Annotated in this window: 12 protein-coding genes; 8 read left to right on the top strand and 4 right to left on the bottom strand. The window is 71.0% G+C overall.

Features of this window, described 5'->3' with window-relative positions; translation table 11 throughout:
- Positions 1–127: 127 nt before the first annotated feature.
- From ABIA38_RS05625 to ABIA38_RS05610, 4 genes are read left to right on the top strand one after another with little or no spacing between them, the layout of a single operon-like run.
- Positions 128–1,411 carry an ABC transporter substrate-binding protein gene (locus ABIA38_RS05625; protein ID WP_424637293.1) on the top strand — a complete coding sequence of 428 codons (1,284 nt, stop codon included), beginning with the start codon at positions 128–130 and terminating at the stop codon, positions 1,409–1,411.
- A gap of 13 nt (positions 1,412–1,424) precedes the next feature.
- The gene (locus ABIA38_RS05620; protein ID WP_424637292.1) at positions 1,425–2,384 is read left to right on the top strand and encodes a carbohydrate ABC transporter permease; all 960 of its coding nucleotides are present in this window, start codon (positions 1,425–1,427) and stop codon (positions 2,382–2,384) included.
- 15 nt (positions 2,385–2,399) lie between these two features.
- A complete protein-coding gene (locus tag ABIA38_RS05615) occupies positions 2,400–3,239 on the top strand; it encodes a carbohydrate ABC transporter permease (protein WP_424637291.1) in 840 nt (279 codons plus the stop codon).
- A 1-nt stretch (position 3,240) separates the two neighbouring features.
- A complete protein-coding gene (locus tag ABIA38_RS05610) occupies positions 3,241–4,860 on the top strand; it encodes an amylo-alpha-1,6-glucosidase (protein ID WP_424637289.1) in 1,620 nt (539 codons plus the stop codon).
- Positions 4,861–4,904: 44 nt separating this feature from the next.
- Here ABIA38_RS05610 and ABIA38_RS05605 read toward each other — a convergent pair whose 3' ends face one another.
- Positions 4,905–5,969 (bottom strand): ATP-dependent DNA ligase, encoded by a 1,065-nt coding sequence (locus tag ABIA38_RS05605; RefSeq protein ID WP_424637287.1) that lies wholly within the window; start codon positions 5,967–5,969, stop codon positions 4,905–4,907.
- A 111-nt stretch (positions 5,970–6,080) separates the two neighbouring features.
- Here ABIA38_RS05605 and ligD point away from each other — a divergent pair, with 111 nt between their 5' ends.
- Together ligD and ABIA38_RS05595 are read left to right on the top strand one after the other, a co-directional pair.
- On the top strand, positions 6,081–7,094 hold the full coding sequence (gene ligD / locus ABIA38_RS05600; RefSeq protein WP_424637286.1) for a non-homologous end-joining DNA ligase: 1,014 nt from the start codon (positions 6,081–6,083) through the stop codon (positions 7,092–7,094).
- 149 nt (positions 7,095–7,243) lie between these two features.
- The gene (locus ABIA38_RS05595; RefSeq protein ID WP_424637285.1) at positions 7,244–7,843 is read left to right on the top strand and encodes a DoxX family protein; all 600 of its coding nucleotides are present in this window, start codon (positions 7,244–7,246) and stop codon (positions 7,841–7,843) included.
- A 5-nt stretch (positions 7,844–7,848) separates the two neighbouring features.
- Here ABIA38_RS05595 and ABIA38_RS05590 read toward each other — a convergent pair whose 3' ends face one another.
- The 3 genes from ABIA38_RS05590 to ABIA38_RS05580 all read right to left on the bottom strand — a co-directional run bounded on the left by ABIA38_RS05590 (position 7,849) and on the right by ABIA38_RS05580 (position 11,286).
- A complete protein-coding gene (locus tag ABIA38_RS05590) occupies positions 7,849–8,913 on the bottom strand; it encodes a PHP domain-containing protein (RefSeq protein ID WP_424637284.1) in 1,065 nt (354 codons plus the stop codon).
- A gap of 102 nt (positions 8,914–9,015) precedes the next feature.
- A complete protein-coding gene (glpK, locus tag ABIA38_RS05585; RefSeq protein WP_424637283.1) occupies positions 9,016–10,530 on the bottom strand; it encodes a glycerol kinase GlpK in 1,515 nt (504 codons plus the stop codon).
- A 45-nt stretch (positions 10,531–10,575) separates the two neighbouring features.
- On the bottom strand, positions 10,576–11,286 hold the full coding sequence (locus tag ABIA38_RS05580) for an MIP/aquaporin family protein (RefSeq protein ID WP_424637282.1): 711 nt from the start codon (positions 11,284–11,286) through the stop codon (positions 10,576–10,578).
- A gap of 383 nt (positions 11,287–11,669) precedes the next feature.
- Here ABIA38_RS05580 and ABIA38_RS05575 point away from each other — a divergent pair, with 383 nt between their 5' ends.
- Both ABIA38_RS05575 and ABIA38_RS05570 read left to right on the top strand, forming a co-directional pair.
- Positions 11,670–12,437: an IclR family transcriptional regulator gene (locus ABIA38_RS05575; protein WP_424637281.1), complete on the top strand. Its 768-nt coding sequence runs from the start codon at positions 11,670–11,672 to the stop codon at positions 12,435–12,437.
- A gap of 215 nt (positions 12,438–12,652) precedes the next feature.
- The gene (locus tag ABIA38_RS05570; protein ID WP_424637280.1) at positions 12,653–14,227 is read left to right on the top strand and encodes an FAD-dependent oxidoreductase; all 1,575 of its coding nucleotides are present in this window, start codon (positions 12,653–12,655) and stop codon (positions 14,225–14,227) included.
- Positions 14,228–14,349 lie beyond the last annotated feature (122 nt).

Here is a 14,349-nt window from a genome sequence, read left to right as displayed (position 1 = left end):
GCGGCGCACCGAGGCACCGCACCGAACACCGCGCCGGGGCAAACGTTGCCGGGCGCGGCACTAACCCCGGCCCCACCATTCCCGGCACGCGCACGTCCCCCCGCACTCATCCCCCCGGAGGCACATCGTGTCATTTTCCCGCACCGCGAAGACCGTCGCCGTGCTGGCCGCCGGCGCCGCGCTCGTCGCCACCAGCGGTTGTGGCGGCAGCAGCGGCTCAGGTTCCGGCAAGACCACCGTCACCTGGTCGACCTGGGGTTCACCCGAGGAACTCGCCCGGTTCAAGGCGTTCGAGAAGGACTTCGGCAAGCGGCACCCCGACATCACCCTGAAACTCCAGGCGGTGCCCTCCTACAGCTCCTACCACTCCAAACTGCTCACCCAGCTCTCCTCCAAGACCGCGCCCGACGTCTTCTACGTCGGCGACGACTTCATCGGCAAGTTCGTCGGCGCGGGTGTCGTCACGCCCCTCAACGACAAGATGGCCGCCCCCGACAGCAAGGCCAAGCAGGCGGACTTCTTCGACGGCCTCTACGGCGGCGCGAAGAAGGACGGGCAGATCTACGGCATACCCAACGACGCCAACCCGGAAGTGCTCTGGTTCGACAAGCAGGCGCTCAAGGACGCCGGCATCACCGAGGACCCGGCCGCGCTGAACGCCCAGGGCAAGTGGACGATGGCCACGTTCCTGGAGATGAACCGCAAGCTGAAGGCCGCCGACAAGGCCGGCTCGATCTTCTACAACTGGTACGGCTCGACCTACAGCATGATCAACGGCTTCGGCGGAAAGGTGTACGACGGCGGCAAGTTCGTCGGCAACACCGATGCCAAGTCGCGCGAGGCACTGAAGACGCTGGCCGACGGCTACGCGGACAAGACCTTCCTGGTCGCCGACAACCTGCCCGAGGGCAACGGCGCGGACGTGCAGTTCATCAAACACAAGGTGGGCTTCACCGCGGGCGGCCGGTGGATGATCGACACGGTCAAGAAGGGGCAGCAGGACAACTACGACATCGTGCCCTTCCCGTCGCAGACCGGCCAGTTGATGCCGCAGACCGTGGGCGCCTCGTTCCTGGTGATGAACAAGGACACCAAGCACGCGCAGGCCGCCTGGACGTTCCTGTCCGAGTTCGTCTCCAAGGACGGCCAGTCGTTGCGGCTCAAGGGCGGCGGCAACGCGGTGCCCTCGGTCAAGGGCGCCGATTCCGTGGTGATGGAGGGCTACCCGGCGCATGCGCAGACCTTCATCGACGCGCGGGACGGCGGTTTCGCCAACTACCCGGAGGAGGCGGGTGTCCCGGACCTGACCGCGAGCATCAACGAACTGCTGATGAAGTTGTGGACCGGCAAGATCGGCTTCGACCAGGCGATGAACGACCTCGGCTCGCTCGTCGCCGGCAAACAGCGCTGACCGGGGGCTCGCCGTGACCACGTCCACGCTCAGCCGCACCACCGACGCACGGCGCCCGGCCACCGAAACGCCCGACCGCCGCCGGACCCTTCGGGGCCGGCGGCGCCGGGAACGGTGGTGGGCCGCCCTGTTCCTCGGTCCGCAACTGGCCGCCCTGCTGATGTTCACCCTGATCCCGCTGGGGTTCGCGGTCATCCTGGCCTTCATGAAGTGGGACGGCCTGGGCGAGAAGTCCTGGGTCGGCTTCGACAACTTCTCCACCCAGCTGTCCGATCCCACCTTCCGCGACGCGGTGCTCAACACCCTCTTCCTGGGCCTGATCACCGTGCCGGTGGGCCTGGCACTGGCGCTGCTGATCGCGATGGCGCTGAACAACGTGCGCGGCAAGACCATCTACCGGGTGATCTACTTCCTGCCCGTGGTCACCAGTTCGGTGGCCGTCGCGGTGATCTGGCAGATGCTCCTCGCCAGCGGCGATCTGGGGATGCTCAACAACACCGTGCACGACTGGTTCGGCATCACGCTGCCGGACTGGCTGAACGACCCGGACTGGGTGATGGTCGCGATCGCGGCGGTGACCATCTGGTCCTCGCTCGGGCTCAACGTGGTGATCTTCCTGGCCGGCCTCCAGTCCATCCCGGCGCACCTGACCGAGGTGGCCCGGATCGACGGCGCGGGACCGGTCCGCATCTTCCGGCACGTCACCCTGCCGCTGCTGTCCCCGACCATCTTCTTCTCCTTCGTGGTCGCGGTGATCAGCTCGTTCCAGGCCTTCGACCAGATCTACGTACTGGTCGACCCCAAACACAACGAGGGCGCCCGCACGATCGTCTACCAGGTCTACGAACTGGGCTTCCAAAAGTTCGAGTTCGGCGCCAGCAGCGCCGCCGCACTGCTGCTCACCCTGATGACGATCGTGGTCACCTTCGTCCAGTTCGGCATGCAGAAGCGCTTCGTCCACTACGAGTCGTAAGAGAGGAGGGTCGTGATGGTCACTGCCATCCGCCGACGCGTCGGCACCGTCGCACTGCACACCCTGCTCGTCGTGGGCGGGCTGCTGATGACGTTCCCGTTCATCTGGATGCTGCTCACCGCGTTCAAGGGCGAGGGGCAGATGATCCAGGATCCACTGGCCTGGCTGCCGGACCCCTGGCGCGCGAGCAACTTCCCCGACGCCTTCGACGCGATGCCCTTCGGGCGCGCGTATTGGAACAGTTTCTACATCGCCGCGATCACCGTCGCAGCCACCCTGCTGACCGCCTCGATGGCCGCCTACGCCTTCAGCCGGATCGAATTCCCGTTCTCCCGCTCGCTGTTCGTGGTCTTCCTGCTCACCCAGATGGTGCCCACCCAGGTCACCCTGGTGCCGCTCTACGTGATGTTGTCGCACTTCGGCTGGATCGACACCCACCTGGCGCTGATCCTGCCCGCGATCGCCAACCCGTTCGCGGTGTTCATGATGCGCCAGTTCATCCGCGCGGTGCCGATCGAACTGGAGGAGGCGGCCCGCCTGGACGGCGCCAACCGGTGGACCATCTTCACCCGGATCGTGCTGCCCAACATCAAGCCGGGCATCGCCGCGCTCGGCATCATCACCTTCCTGAGCAGCTGGAACAGCTTCCTCTACCCGCTGATCTTCCTGAACTCCGAGGACAAATTCACCGTGCCGATGTTGCTCGCCTCGTTCAAGGGCCAACACGGCGGACTGGACTACGGCATGTTGCTCGCCGCTTCGACGATCTCCGTGGTGCCGATGTTGATCGCGTTCGTGATCGGACAGCGGCGGATCATCAGCAGCATGGCGGCATCCGGCATGGGAGGACGCTGACATGCCCTCGCCCCCACTCGACCTGGTGGCGCTCGACCTGCGCGAACGGCCGTTCACCGACCGGGGATCACGGCTCCTGGTGCTGGCCGCCGACGACGGCGACCTGTGGATCGCCCGGTCCGAGTACGAGACCCGGCTCACCGACACCACGGTGCTCACCGGTCTGCGGATCCACTCGGCCGACGGCGGCCCGCTGCCGATCCGGGCCGCCCGCCCGGACCGGATCAGCTTCGCGGGTGATGTGCACCTGGTCTTCGCCGACCCGGACACCCTCGTCCTGACCGGCACCGGCGCCCGGGCGCAGTGGCTGGACGCGGACGGCACCGCGCGGGCGCTCGACCTGGACGGCGGCCGGGTGTTGGTCGGCCCGGAGGTCGCGGTCGACGCGCCGGCCGTGCTCGCCGCCGCCCGGGCGCGCTGGACCGCCTGGTTCGACCGGATGCCCTCGGTGCGCGCCGAACTGCGCGAGCGGGCCGCGATGGCGTGGTGGACGCTGGGGATCAACCTGCTGCCGATCCGCTGCGCGGGCGGCCGGGAGGGCCTGGTTCCGTCCCGGTTCGGCTATGTCGGCGTATGGAACTGGGACTCCTACTTCCACGCCATCGCCCTGCGCCACGGCGACCCCGAACTGGCCCGGGATCAGATCCGGATCCTGCTCGCCCACCAGCGCCCCGACGGTCTGATCCCGGACGTGGTGCACGACGAGGGCGTCCTGGCCGAGACCACCGACCTGCCCCGCTCGGACCGGGCCCGACTGGCCGAGCACGTGGGCCAGGCACTCGCGGACGGGCCGGGGGAGGCGGCGGGCGGCGCGGGTGACGTGGTCCCGGTGACCAAGCCGCCGCTGACCGCGTGGGCCGTGTGGAAGATCCACCGGGCGGCCCCCGATCCCGCGTTCCTGGCCGAGGTCTACGAGCCGATCGCCCGCTCCCAGGAGTGGTGGCTGACCCACTCCGACCCCGACGGCGACGGGCTGGCCGAATACCTGCACCCCTACTCCAGCGGCCTGGACGACAGCCCGGTCTGGGACTACGGCCCACGCGCCGAACCCCCGGACCTGAACGCCTACCTGGCCCTGCAGTTCGACGTACTGGGCGACATCGCCGAGGCATTGGACCGCGCCGAGGAAGCTGAGACCTGGCGTAAGCGGGCGGCGGCGCACACCGAGTTGCTGGTGGCCCGGCGCTGGAACGGCGAACGTTTCACGACCGTCTCGGCGGGGCGCGAGGTCTCGGTCCGCACTCCGCTGGAACTGCTGCCGTTGCTCACCGGCCGGCTGCCGCGCGAGATCGCCGATCGGCTCGTCGCGGACCTGCGGTCGCCGAGCTTCTGGGGCGAACGCCCGGTGCCCACCGTCGCGTTCGACGATCCGACCTTCGACCCCGACGCGATGTGGCGCGGCCCGGTCTGGCTCAACGTCAACTACCTGCTGATCGAGGGCCTGCGCCGGTCGGGATACCCGGACGTCGCCGACGAGTTGACCGAGCGTACGGTCCGGATGGTCGCCGAGGGTGGTGGGCTGTACGAGTATTGGAACCCGCTCACCGGAGCCCGGGCCGGTCGCGCGACCACCGGATTCGGCTGGTCCAGCGCGCTGTTCGTGGACCTGGCCCGCGACTGAACCCGCGCCGCCCACCCCGTTCCTCGTGAACCGGGGTGGGTGGCCTACCGGGTGCCGAGCACGTCGGCGAGGTCGTAGCGGGCCGGTTCGGCCAGTTGCTCGTAGGTGCAGTCGGCCGGCTCCTTGTCGGTCCGCCACCGGCGAAACCGGGTGGTGTGCCGGAACCGGTCGCCCTGTACGTGGTCGTAGGCCACCTCGCAGACCAGCTCCGGCCGCAACGGCACCCAGTCCGAGAGCCGCCCGCCGGACCAGCGGGTCACCGTGCCCGGCAGCCGATCCGCCTCGTGAGCCTGCGCCTCGGCCCAGTGCGCCCACGGGTGCCCGGCCGGGTCCGCCATCTTGTAGGGCGCCAACTCCTCGATCAGCTCGGCGCGGCGTGCGGCGGTGAACGCGGCGCTGACGCCCACGTGTTGCAGCCGACCCCGGTCGTCGTACAGCCCCAGCAGCAGCGAGCCGACCACCGGACCCGACTTGTGCTCGCGATAGCCGGCCACCACACAGTCCGCGGTGCGCTCGTGCTTGATCTTGACCATCGCCCGCTCGTCGGGCAGATACGGACCGGCCGGGTCCTTGGCCACGATCCCGTCCAGACCGGCGCCCTCGAACCGGTCGAACCAGTCCTGGGCGATCGCCGGGTCGGTGGTGGCCGGCGCCAGGTGGATCGGCGGCGGTACCTCGGCCAGGGCGCCTTCGAGAGCGGCCCGCCGTTCGGTCAGCGGGCGGGAGAGATACGCCTCGTCGCCGAGCGCCAGCAGGTCGAACGCGACGAACGCGGCAGGTGTCGTCTCGGCCAGGTGCTTCACCCGCGAGGCCGCCGGGTGGATCCGGTCCTGGAGCCGATCGAAGTCGAGCCGACCGTCGAGCACGATCACCAGTTCCCCGTCGAGCACGCAGCGCGGCGGCAGCAGGCGGCGTACCGCGTCCACCACGTCGGGGAAGTAACGATCCAGCGGCTTGGTGTTCCGGCTACCGATCAGTACCTCGTCGCCGTCCCGGAAGACGATCGCCCGAAACCCGTCCCATTTGGCCTCGTAGTGCAGGCCGGCGGGAATCCGCGCGGCGGCCTTGGCGAGCATCGGCTTGACCGGGGGCATCACGGGAAGGCGCATGCGGCCCAGTGTGCGCGGGGGGTGTGGCGGTCGCCTGCGCACCATGCGACCGGCGGCTGATCGGCCGCAGCCGATCGGGACGAACGCGGGCAAATCTGCCTACCCTGAGGGATGAGCGCTGCCGAGCAGTTCGAGATCGACGGCAGGTCCGTCCGGGTGAGCAATGTGGACAAGGTCTACTACCCCGAACGCGGCTTCACCAAGGGCGACGTGGTCCGCTATGTGCTCGCGGTCGGCGGCGGCCTGCTGCGCGGCCTGCGTGATCGCCCCACCACGCTCCAGCGTTTCCCGGACGGGGTGACCGGCGAGTCGTTCTTCCAGAAGCGGGTGCCCAAGTATCTGCCGGAGTGGATCCCCACCGCCCGGATCACCTTCCCCAGCGGCCGATACGCCGACGAAATGGCGCCGGACAGCGTGGCCGCGCTGGTCTGGGCGGCCAACCTCGGCACCCTGACGTTCCACCCCTGGCCGGTCCGGCGCGCCGACACCGAACACCCCGACGAACTGCGGATCGACCTCGACCCGCAGCCGGGCACCGACTTCGCCGACGCGGTCCGCGCGGCGCACGCGATGCGCGAGGTGCTCGCCGAGTACGAACTGACCGCCTGGCCGAAGACCTCCGGCGGACGCGGATTGCACCTGTACGTGCCGGTGCGCCCGGAGTGGGCGTTCACCGACGTACGGCGCGCGGTGATCGCGCTGGCCCGGGAGTTGGCGGCGCGGATGCCCGATCGGGTGACCACCGCGTGGTGGAAGGAGGAGCGCGGCGAGCGCATCTTCGTCGACTACAACCAGATGGCCCGCGATCGTACGATCGCCGCGGCCTACTCGCCGCGTCCCACCGCGCGGGGGACCGTGTCGGCGCCGCTGACCTGGGCCGAGGTGGACGACGCGCACCCCGACGACTTCGACATCGCGACCATGCCCGAGCGCTACGCCCGGCTCGGCGACGTGCACGCGGACATGCCGGAGCACGCCTTCGACCTGCGGCCGGCACTGGAACTGGCGGACCGGCAGGCCCGCGAGCATGGTGCCGGCGACCTGCCGTATCCGCCGGACCACCCGAAGATGCCGGGCGAGCCGCTGCGGGTGCAGCCCAGTCGGGCGCGGGATCGGGAGCAGTGAGGTGCGATCGTCCTCCCGACGGCCCAGCAACACAGGCGGTCCGGCCGAGGCCGCACCGAGACTGGGGAAACCGCCCACGGGATCCGGAAACAGGAAAGAGCCTGCTCATGTGTCTGTCGCTTCGCAGCCCCCTGTCGCTTCGTAGTCCGTTGGCGCCGCACGGTTTCGCGCTGACCCGGACCCGCCTGTCGATCCGCAAGGATGTGGGTCTGCTGGCACTGCGGGTGGGCACCGGCGGGGTGTTGTTCGCGCACGGCGCGCAGAAGTTGTTCGGCTGGTTCGGGGGACACGGCTTGGCCGGCACCGGGGCCGCGATGGAGCACATGGGCTACCGGCCGGGGCGGCAGAGCGCGATCGCGGCGGGGGCGGGGGAGGCGGGCGGCGGGGTGCTGCTCGCGCTGGGCCTGGCCACCCCGGCGGCCGGTGCGGCAGCGGCCGGGGCGATGGCCGGCGCGGTCGCGGTGCACGCGCCCGCAGGCTTCTTCGCGCAGTCCGGCGGGTTCGAATACCCGGCCTTCCTCGGCTTCGTCGCCGCCGGAATCGGGCTCGCCGGTCCCGGGCGATTCTCCGTCGACCACGTGACCTGCCATCTGCTCGACCGGCCGTGGGTGGTGGGCCTCGCGTTCACCGGGAGCGCCGCGGCGGCGGCCGCGGTGATCGGGCGGCGGCAGGCGGTGGCGCGGGCGGCGGCTGCGGATTCGGCGACTACGGGCCCGGAGGCTGCGGCCCCGGAGGCCGTGCAGGAGTAGCGGGGTCACTCGGCTCCGCGCGTCCAGGCGAGCAGGCGGTCGGCGGGCCAGGTGGTGAGCACCCGGTCGGCCGGTACGGCGCACTGCTCGGCTCGGGCGCAGCCGTACGCCTGCCAGTCGAGTTGGCCCGGGGCGTGCGCGTCGGTGTCGATCGCGAAGTACACCCCGGCCGCCACCGCACGGCGCAGCAGCCGGATCGGCGGATCCAGGCGCTCGGGGCGGCAGTTGATCTCCACGGCGGTGCCCGACTCGGCACACGCGGCGAACACCGCGTCGGCGTCGAAGACGGACTCCGGGCGTGCCTTGCCTCCCCTGCCCTCGCTGCCGCGGAGCAGCCGCCCGGTGCAGTGGCCCAGCACGTCGACGTGCGGATTGCGGACGGCGGCCAGCAAACGGCGGGTCATCGCGGGACCCTCCATCCGCAGCTTGGAGTGCACCGAGGCGACGACCAGGTCCAGCCGGTCCAGCAGTTCGGGGTCCTGGTCCAGCGAACCGTCGTCGAGGATGTCGCACTCGATGCCGGTCAGCAGCCGGAACGGGGCCAATTCGGAGGCGAGTTCGGCCACCACGTCGAGCTGGGCGCGGAGCCGCTCGGCGGTCAACCCGCGAGCCACGGTCAGCCGGGGCGAGTGGTCGGTCAGCACCACCCACTCGTGGCCCAGGTCGCGCGCGGTACGGGCCATCACGTCGATCGCACTGCCCCCGTCGGACCAGTCCGAGTGCATGTGGCAGTCGCCGCGCTGGGCGGCGAGCAGGGCTGCGCCGTCGGTGGGCACGGGCGACTGCCGGGCCGCCAGGTCGGCCAGGTAGTCCGGTACACGCCCGCCCAGGGCCTGCTCGACGACGTCCGCCGTCTTGGGCCCGACCCCCGTCAACTCGCCGAGCGTGTGCCGCCGCGCCCGGTCCCGCAACTCCTCGGCGCCGAGCCCGGCGACCACGGCGGACGCGGTCCGAAACGCCTTGGCCCGATAGGTGGGCGCCTGATCCCGCTCGAGCAGGAACGCGATGCGATCCAGCGCGGCGACCGGATCGGCGGGGGCGGGGGACGGGGGCGTGCGTCGTTCGGCCATGACGGGAAGGTGGCCGCGCCGGGCGGGGGTAAACCGACCGGCCGGTCCACCCCGCCGTGGTCGGATCGGCCCGGCCCGGCCGCACGTGTCGTGGGCGCCCCGTCAGCCCGCCTCGCCCTGCTCGACCCAGTCCATCGTGCGGTCCACCGCCTTGCGCCAGTTGCGGTAGCCGCGGTCTCGGGTCGTGTCGTCCATCCGCGACGTCCATTCCGCCGCGCGGTGCCAGTTGGCGCGCAGCGAGTCGAGGTCGGGCCAGTAGCCGACGGCCAGGCCCGCCGCGTAGGCGGCGCCCAAGGCGGTGGTTTCGGCGACGAAGGGGCGGGCCACCGGGGCGTCCAGTACGTCGGCGATGGTTTGCATCAGCAGGTTGTTGGCGGTCATCCCGCCGTCCACCTTGAGGGTGGCGAGCTTGACGCCGGAGTCGCGCTCCATCGCGTCCACCACCTCGCGGGTCTGCCACGCGGTGGCCTCCAGGACCGCACGCGCGATGTGGCCCTTGTTGACGTAGGCGGTCAGCCCCGCGATCACCCCGCGCGCGTCCGAACGCCAGTACGGCGCGAACAGCCCCGAGAAGGCCGGTACGAAGTAGGCGCCGCCGTTGTCCTGCACGGTCAGCGCCAGGGTCTCGATCTCTGCTGCGGTTGCGATCAGCCCCATCTGGTCGCGCATCCACTGCACCAGCGAGCCGGTCACCGCGATCGAGCCCTCCAGGGCGTAGATCGGCGCGTCCTTGCCCAGTCGGTAGCCGACCGTACTGAGCAGCCCGTGGTGCGACTGGACGATCCGCGGCCCGGTGTTGAGCAGCAGGAAACTGCCGGTGCCGTAGGTGCTCTTCGCCTCGCCCTGGGTGAAGCACGTCTGCCCGAACAGCGCGGCCTGCTGATCGCCGAGCGCCGAGGCGACCGGGACACCCTCCAGGACACCCCGGGCGGTGCCGTACACCTCGGACGAGGAGCGGATCTCGGCCAGCACCGAGCGCGGTACGTCCATCGCGCGCAGGATCCGGTCGTCCCAGTCCAGCGTCTCCAGGTTCATCAACATCGTCCGCGACGCGTTGGTGACATCGGTGACGTGCACCCCGCCGGCCGGGCCGCCGGTGAGGTTCCAGATCACCCACGACTCCATCGTGCCGAACAGGATGTCGCCACGATCGGCCCGCTCGCGCAGCCCCTCGACGTGGTCGAGCAGCCAGCGGATCTTGGGGCCGGCGAAGTAGCTGGCCAGCGGCAGCCCGGTCTCCACCCGGAAGCGGTCCTGGCCGACGTTGCCGCCCAGTTCGCGACACAGCGCGTCGGTGCGGGTGTCCTGCCACACGATCGCGTTGTGCACCGGCACCCCGGTATGGCGATCCCACAACACGGTGGTCTCGCGCTGGTTGGTGATCCCGAGCGCGCGGATCTGCTCCCGGCGCAGCCCCGCCTGGGCGAGTGCCCCGGCGATCACCGCCTGCACCACGCCCCAGATCTCGGCGGCGTCGTGCTCGACCCACCCCGGGCGCGGGAAGATCTGCCGATGCTCGCGCTGGTCGACGGCGACGATCCGCCCGTCGGCGCCGAAGATGATGCATCGGCTGGACGTGGTGCCCTGGTCGATCGCGGCGATGTAGGTGTCGGACATGGCTCCTCTTCCGAAGGATCCGAGGGAAACGGTGGCGTACGGGGATCAGTAGGCGAGCCGGTACAGCCCGCCGGCGGCCAGCCCGCCGAGGATCGGCCCCACCACGGGGACCCACGCGTAGCCCCAGTCCGAGCCGCCCTTGTGCGGAATCGGCAGCAGCCAGTGCGCCAGGCGCGGGCCCAGGTCGCGGACCGGGTTGATCGCGTAGCCGGTCGGCCCGCCCAGGGACAACCCGATGCCCACCACGAGCAGTGCGGTGATCAGGATCCCGGTGCCGGACAGCGCCAGTCCGTCGGTCAGCCCCTCGGTCAGGATGACCAGGACCAGGACGGTGGTGGCGATCGTCTCGGTGATCACGTTCTGCACCGGATTGCGGATCTCCGGTGACGTGGCGAACACCCCCAGTACCGGCTCGCCGTGCGCGTTGAACTGGCCCAGGTAGGTCGCCCAGGCCAGGACCGCGCCGATCACCGCCCCGGTGAACTGCCCGGCCAGGTACACCGGGACCTTGTCCCACTCGCCGGTCTTGACCGCGATCCCGAGGGTGACCGCGGGATTGAGATGCGCGCCGGACAGGGACACGCTGGCGTACGCGCCGGACAGGACCGCGAAGCCCCAGCCGAAGGCGATCGCCAACCAACCCGCGTTTTGTGCCTTGGACCGCTTGAGCGTCACCGCCGCACACACACCGACGCCGAGCAGCAGCAGGATGGCCGTACCCAAGGTCTCGCCGATGAAGATCTTGTCGCTCGTCACCACTGGGCCCCTTCGTGGATGGCACTGGTCGGCAGGCAGCGGGAGCCGGCGGCATCGGGACGGGACGACGCGCCGGGGGAACACGTGGCGGCCGGGCGGCGCCGATCGCGCGCGGATCGGGGCCGGCCCGATCCGATCCGTCGAGTTGCCTCGACCGGTCACCGGTCTTCGACTTGCCTGACTCATATTCGACATTGACGACCGCTGTCCGGCAGTGTTCTCCGCAGGTTGCGCCGTCGTCAAGGGTCCGTGAACATCTCGTTTCCGGCCCAACCGGCGGGTACCCGAGCGGCGGGCGAGACGGCGGGCGAGGCGCCCACCCGGCCGGCCGGTTTCCGACCGCTGTTCTACATTGCCAACCTGATCTCGATGGAGGAGTTGGTATGCCCGGTCCCATCCAGTCGCTCGAACGCGCGGCGGCGATCCTGCGGCTGCTCGCCGGCGGCGAACGGCACTTCGGCCTGAGCGAGGTCGCCACCACCCTGGGTCTGGCCAAGGGCACCGCGCACGGCATCCTGCGCACGCTGCACCAGGAGGGGTTCGTCGAACAGGACCCGAAGAGCGGCAAGTACCAGCTCGGCGCCGAACTGCTCCGGCTGAGCAGCTCCTACCTCGACGTCCACGAACTGCGCGCCCGGGCCCTGGTCTGGGCCGACGACCTGGCCCGGGCGAGTGGGGAGAGTGTCCGGATCGGCGTCCTGCACAAGGGCGGCGTACTGGTCATCCACCACGTCTTCCGGCCGGACGACAGCCGGCAGGTGTTGGAGATCGGCGCGATGTTGCCGCTGCACTCCACCGCGTGGGGCAAGGTGCTGCTCGCCCTCGACCCGGCGGCCCGCGCCGAGTTGGCCGACGCCGCGCCGATCGCCTTCACCGCCCGCACGCTCACCGACCCGGCCGCGTTGGACGCGGAGAGCGTGCTCGTGCGCGATCGCGGGTGGGCGAGCGACGTCGAGGAGTCGGTCCCGGGCCTGGCCGGCATCGCCGCGCCGATTCGCGACCGGCGCGGTACGCCGCTGGGCGCGGTGGGGATCAGCGGCGCGGTGGAGCGGATCGTCGCCGACGGGGTGCCGCGCCCGGCCCTGGTGGCCGCGGTCCGGGACGCGGCCCGCGCGATCTCCCGCGACCTGGGCGCCACCTTCCCGTACTGACCGGTACCGACCGGCCGATCCATACCGCCCGGACCGACCCGTACCGCCCCGGCCGAGACGCGACTCGACCTCCCGTTTCGACCGGGGGCCCTTGACGGTGCGCGACCCGGAGCGAAAAACTGTCGTTCGTCGTTCGACAATGCCGACCACGTAGATTCGAGTCGGGACTCCGCGTCCCAGCGCACCGCAGCCGGCCCAGTGGAAAGAGACGCGTGATGAGCACCGCCACGGATCCGACCGTCCCCGCTCGCGCCCACAGCCGTGCCGAACTCTCGCGCGGCACCCACGACCTGCTCGTCATCGGCGGTGGCATCCTGGGCACGGCGGTGGCCTGGACCGCGGCCCAGACCGGCCTGCGAGTGGCCATGGTCGACGCCGGCGACTTCGCCGGCGCCACCTCCTCCGCATCCTCCAAACTCGTCCACGGCGGCCTGCGCTACCTCCAGACCGGCAACCTCAAGCTGGTCGCCGAGAACCACCGCGAACGCCGCACCCTGGCCCGCGACGTGGCCCCGCACCTGGTCCGCCCGCTGTCCTTCCTGGTCCCGGTCTACAAGGACGGCCCACACGGCTCGGCCAAACTCGGCGCCGGCGTCTTCCTCTACTCCGCCCTGTCCGCGTTCGGCGACGGCATGGGCAAGGTGATCGGCCCGGACAACGCGCTCGAACTGGTGCCCGCGCTACGCAAGGAGGGCCTGCGCCGCGCCGCGGTCTACGGCGACCACCAGATGAACGACAGCCGGGTCGCGGTGACCACCGTGCGGGCCGCGGTCGAGGCCGGCGCGGTCGTACTCAACCACGCCGAGGTGATCGGGCTGCGCAAGGACGCCGGCGGCCGGATCGCCGGCGCCGAACTGCGCGACCGGCTCGACGGCACCGAATTCGGCATCGCCGCGCGCGTGGTGCTCAACGCCACCGGCCCCTGGGTGGACCACCTGCGCCGGATGGAGGACCCCACCGCCGAGCCGAGCATCCGGCTGTCCAAGGGCGTACACCTGGTACTGCGCCAACAGCAGCCCTGGCGCGCCGCGTTGACCATCCCGATCGACAAGTATCGGGTCTCCTTCGCGATTCCGTGGGAGGAGCACCTGCTGCTCGGCACCACCGACGAGGCGTACGAGGGCGACCCCGGCGCGGTCTCGCCCACCGAGGCCGACATCGCGCAGATCCTGGACGAGGCGGGCAGCGCGGTCGACCCGGCGCAGCTGAACCGGGACGACATCACCTACGCGTTCGCCGGCCTGCGGGTGCTGCCGGGCGGCGCCGGGGCCACGAGCGAGGCCAAGCGCGAGACGGTGGTCACCGAGGGACGCGGCGGCATGTTGTCGGTGGCCGGCGGCAAGTGGACCACCTACCGGCACATCGGCCGCACCGTCCTGGACAAACTGGCCAAGGCCGGCGTGGTGGCCCTGGAGCAGGACATGGCCACGCCGCTGCGCCGGGTGGCGCTGCCCGGCTCGGCCAACCCCGAGGCGGTGGCACACCGGCTGCTCGGCGAGGCCACACCCGAGGACGGCGTGGACCCGGTGGTGGCTCGGCATCTTGCCTCGCACTACGGCAATCTGGCCTACGACCTGGCCGCGCTGGTGCGCGCCGACCGCACGCTGGGCGAGCGCATCCACCCGGACGGGCCGGACATCTGGGCCCAGGTCGCCTACGCCCGCGACCACGAGTGGGCAATGACGGTGGACGACGTACTGCGCCGGCGCACCACGGTGACCATCCGCGGCCTGGACACCCCGCAGGTGCGGGCTCGGGTCGAGGGCTTGCTGGCGTCGCGGGGGCGCTGACCCTTCGGCGGCGTCGGTCGGCGGCGTCGTTCGGCGGGGCGTCGGTTCGAGGAACTCGTTCGGCGATTTCCGTTATCCGCGCCGATCCCGGTGCTCTCCCGGGTGGCGGAGGTATCGGAGCG

Source organism: Embleya sp. AB8, from assembly GCF_049739465.1.
Lineage (GTDB): Bacteria > Actinomycetota > Actinomycetes > Streptomycetales > Streptomycetaceae > Embleya.
The sequence above is the reverse complement of the archived record's forward strand: the minus strand, read 5'-3'. Positions and strand labels throughout refer to the sequence as shown.

Excerpts from the sequence above, each read along its gene's own strand:
- ABIA38_RS05570 (WP_424637280.1), top strand. The coding sequence starts at position 12,653 with ATGAGCACCGCCACGGATCCGACCGTCCCCGCTCGCGCCCACAGCCGT.
- ABIA38_RS05575 (WP_424637281.1), top strand. The coding sequence starts at position 11,670 with ATGCCCGGTCCCATCCAGTCGCTCGAACGCGCGGCGGCGATCCTGCGG.
- ABIA38_RS05615 (WP_424637291.1), top strand. The coding sequence starts at position 2,400 with ATGGTCACTGCCATCCGCCGACGCGTCGGCACCGTCGCACTGCACACC.
- glpK (WP_424637283.1), bottom strand. The coding sequence starts at position 10,530 with ATGTCCGACACCTACATCGCCGCGATCGACCAGGGCACCACGTCCAGC.
- ligD (WP_424637286.1), top strand. The coding sequence starts at position 6,081 with ATGAGCGCTGCCGAGCAGTTCGAGATCGACGGCAGGTCCGTCCGGGTG.
- ABIA38_RS05590 (WP_424637284.1), bottom strand. The coding sequence starts at position 8,913 with ATGGCCGAACGACGCACGCCCCCGTCCCCCGCCCCCGCCGATCCGGTC.
- ABIA38_RS05610 (WP_424637289.1), top strand. The coding sequence starts at position 3,241 with ATGCCCTCGCCCCCACTCGACCTGGTGGCGCTCGACCTGCGCGAACGG.
- ABIA38_RS05605 (WP_424637287.1), bottom strand. The coding sequence starts at position 5,969 with ATGCGCCTTCCCGTGATGCCCCCGGTCAAGCCGATGCTCGCCAAGGCC.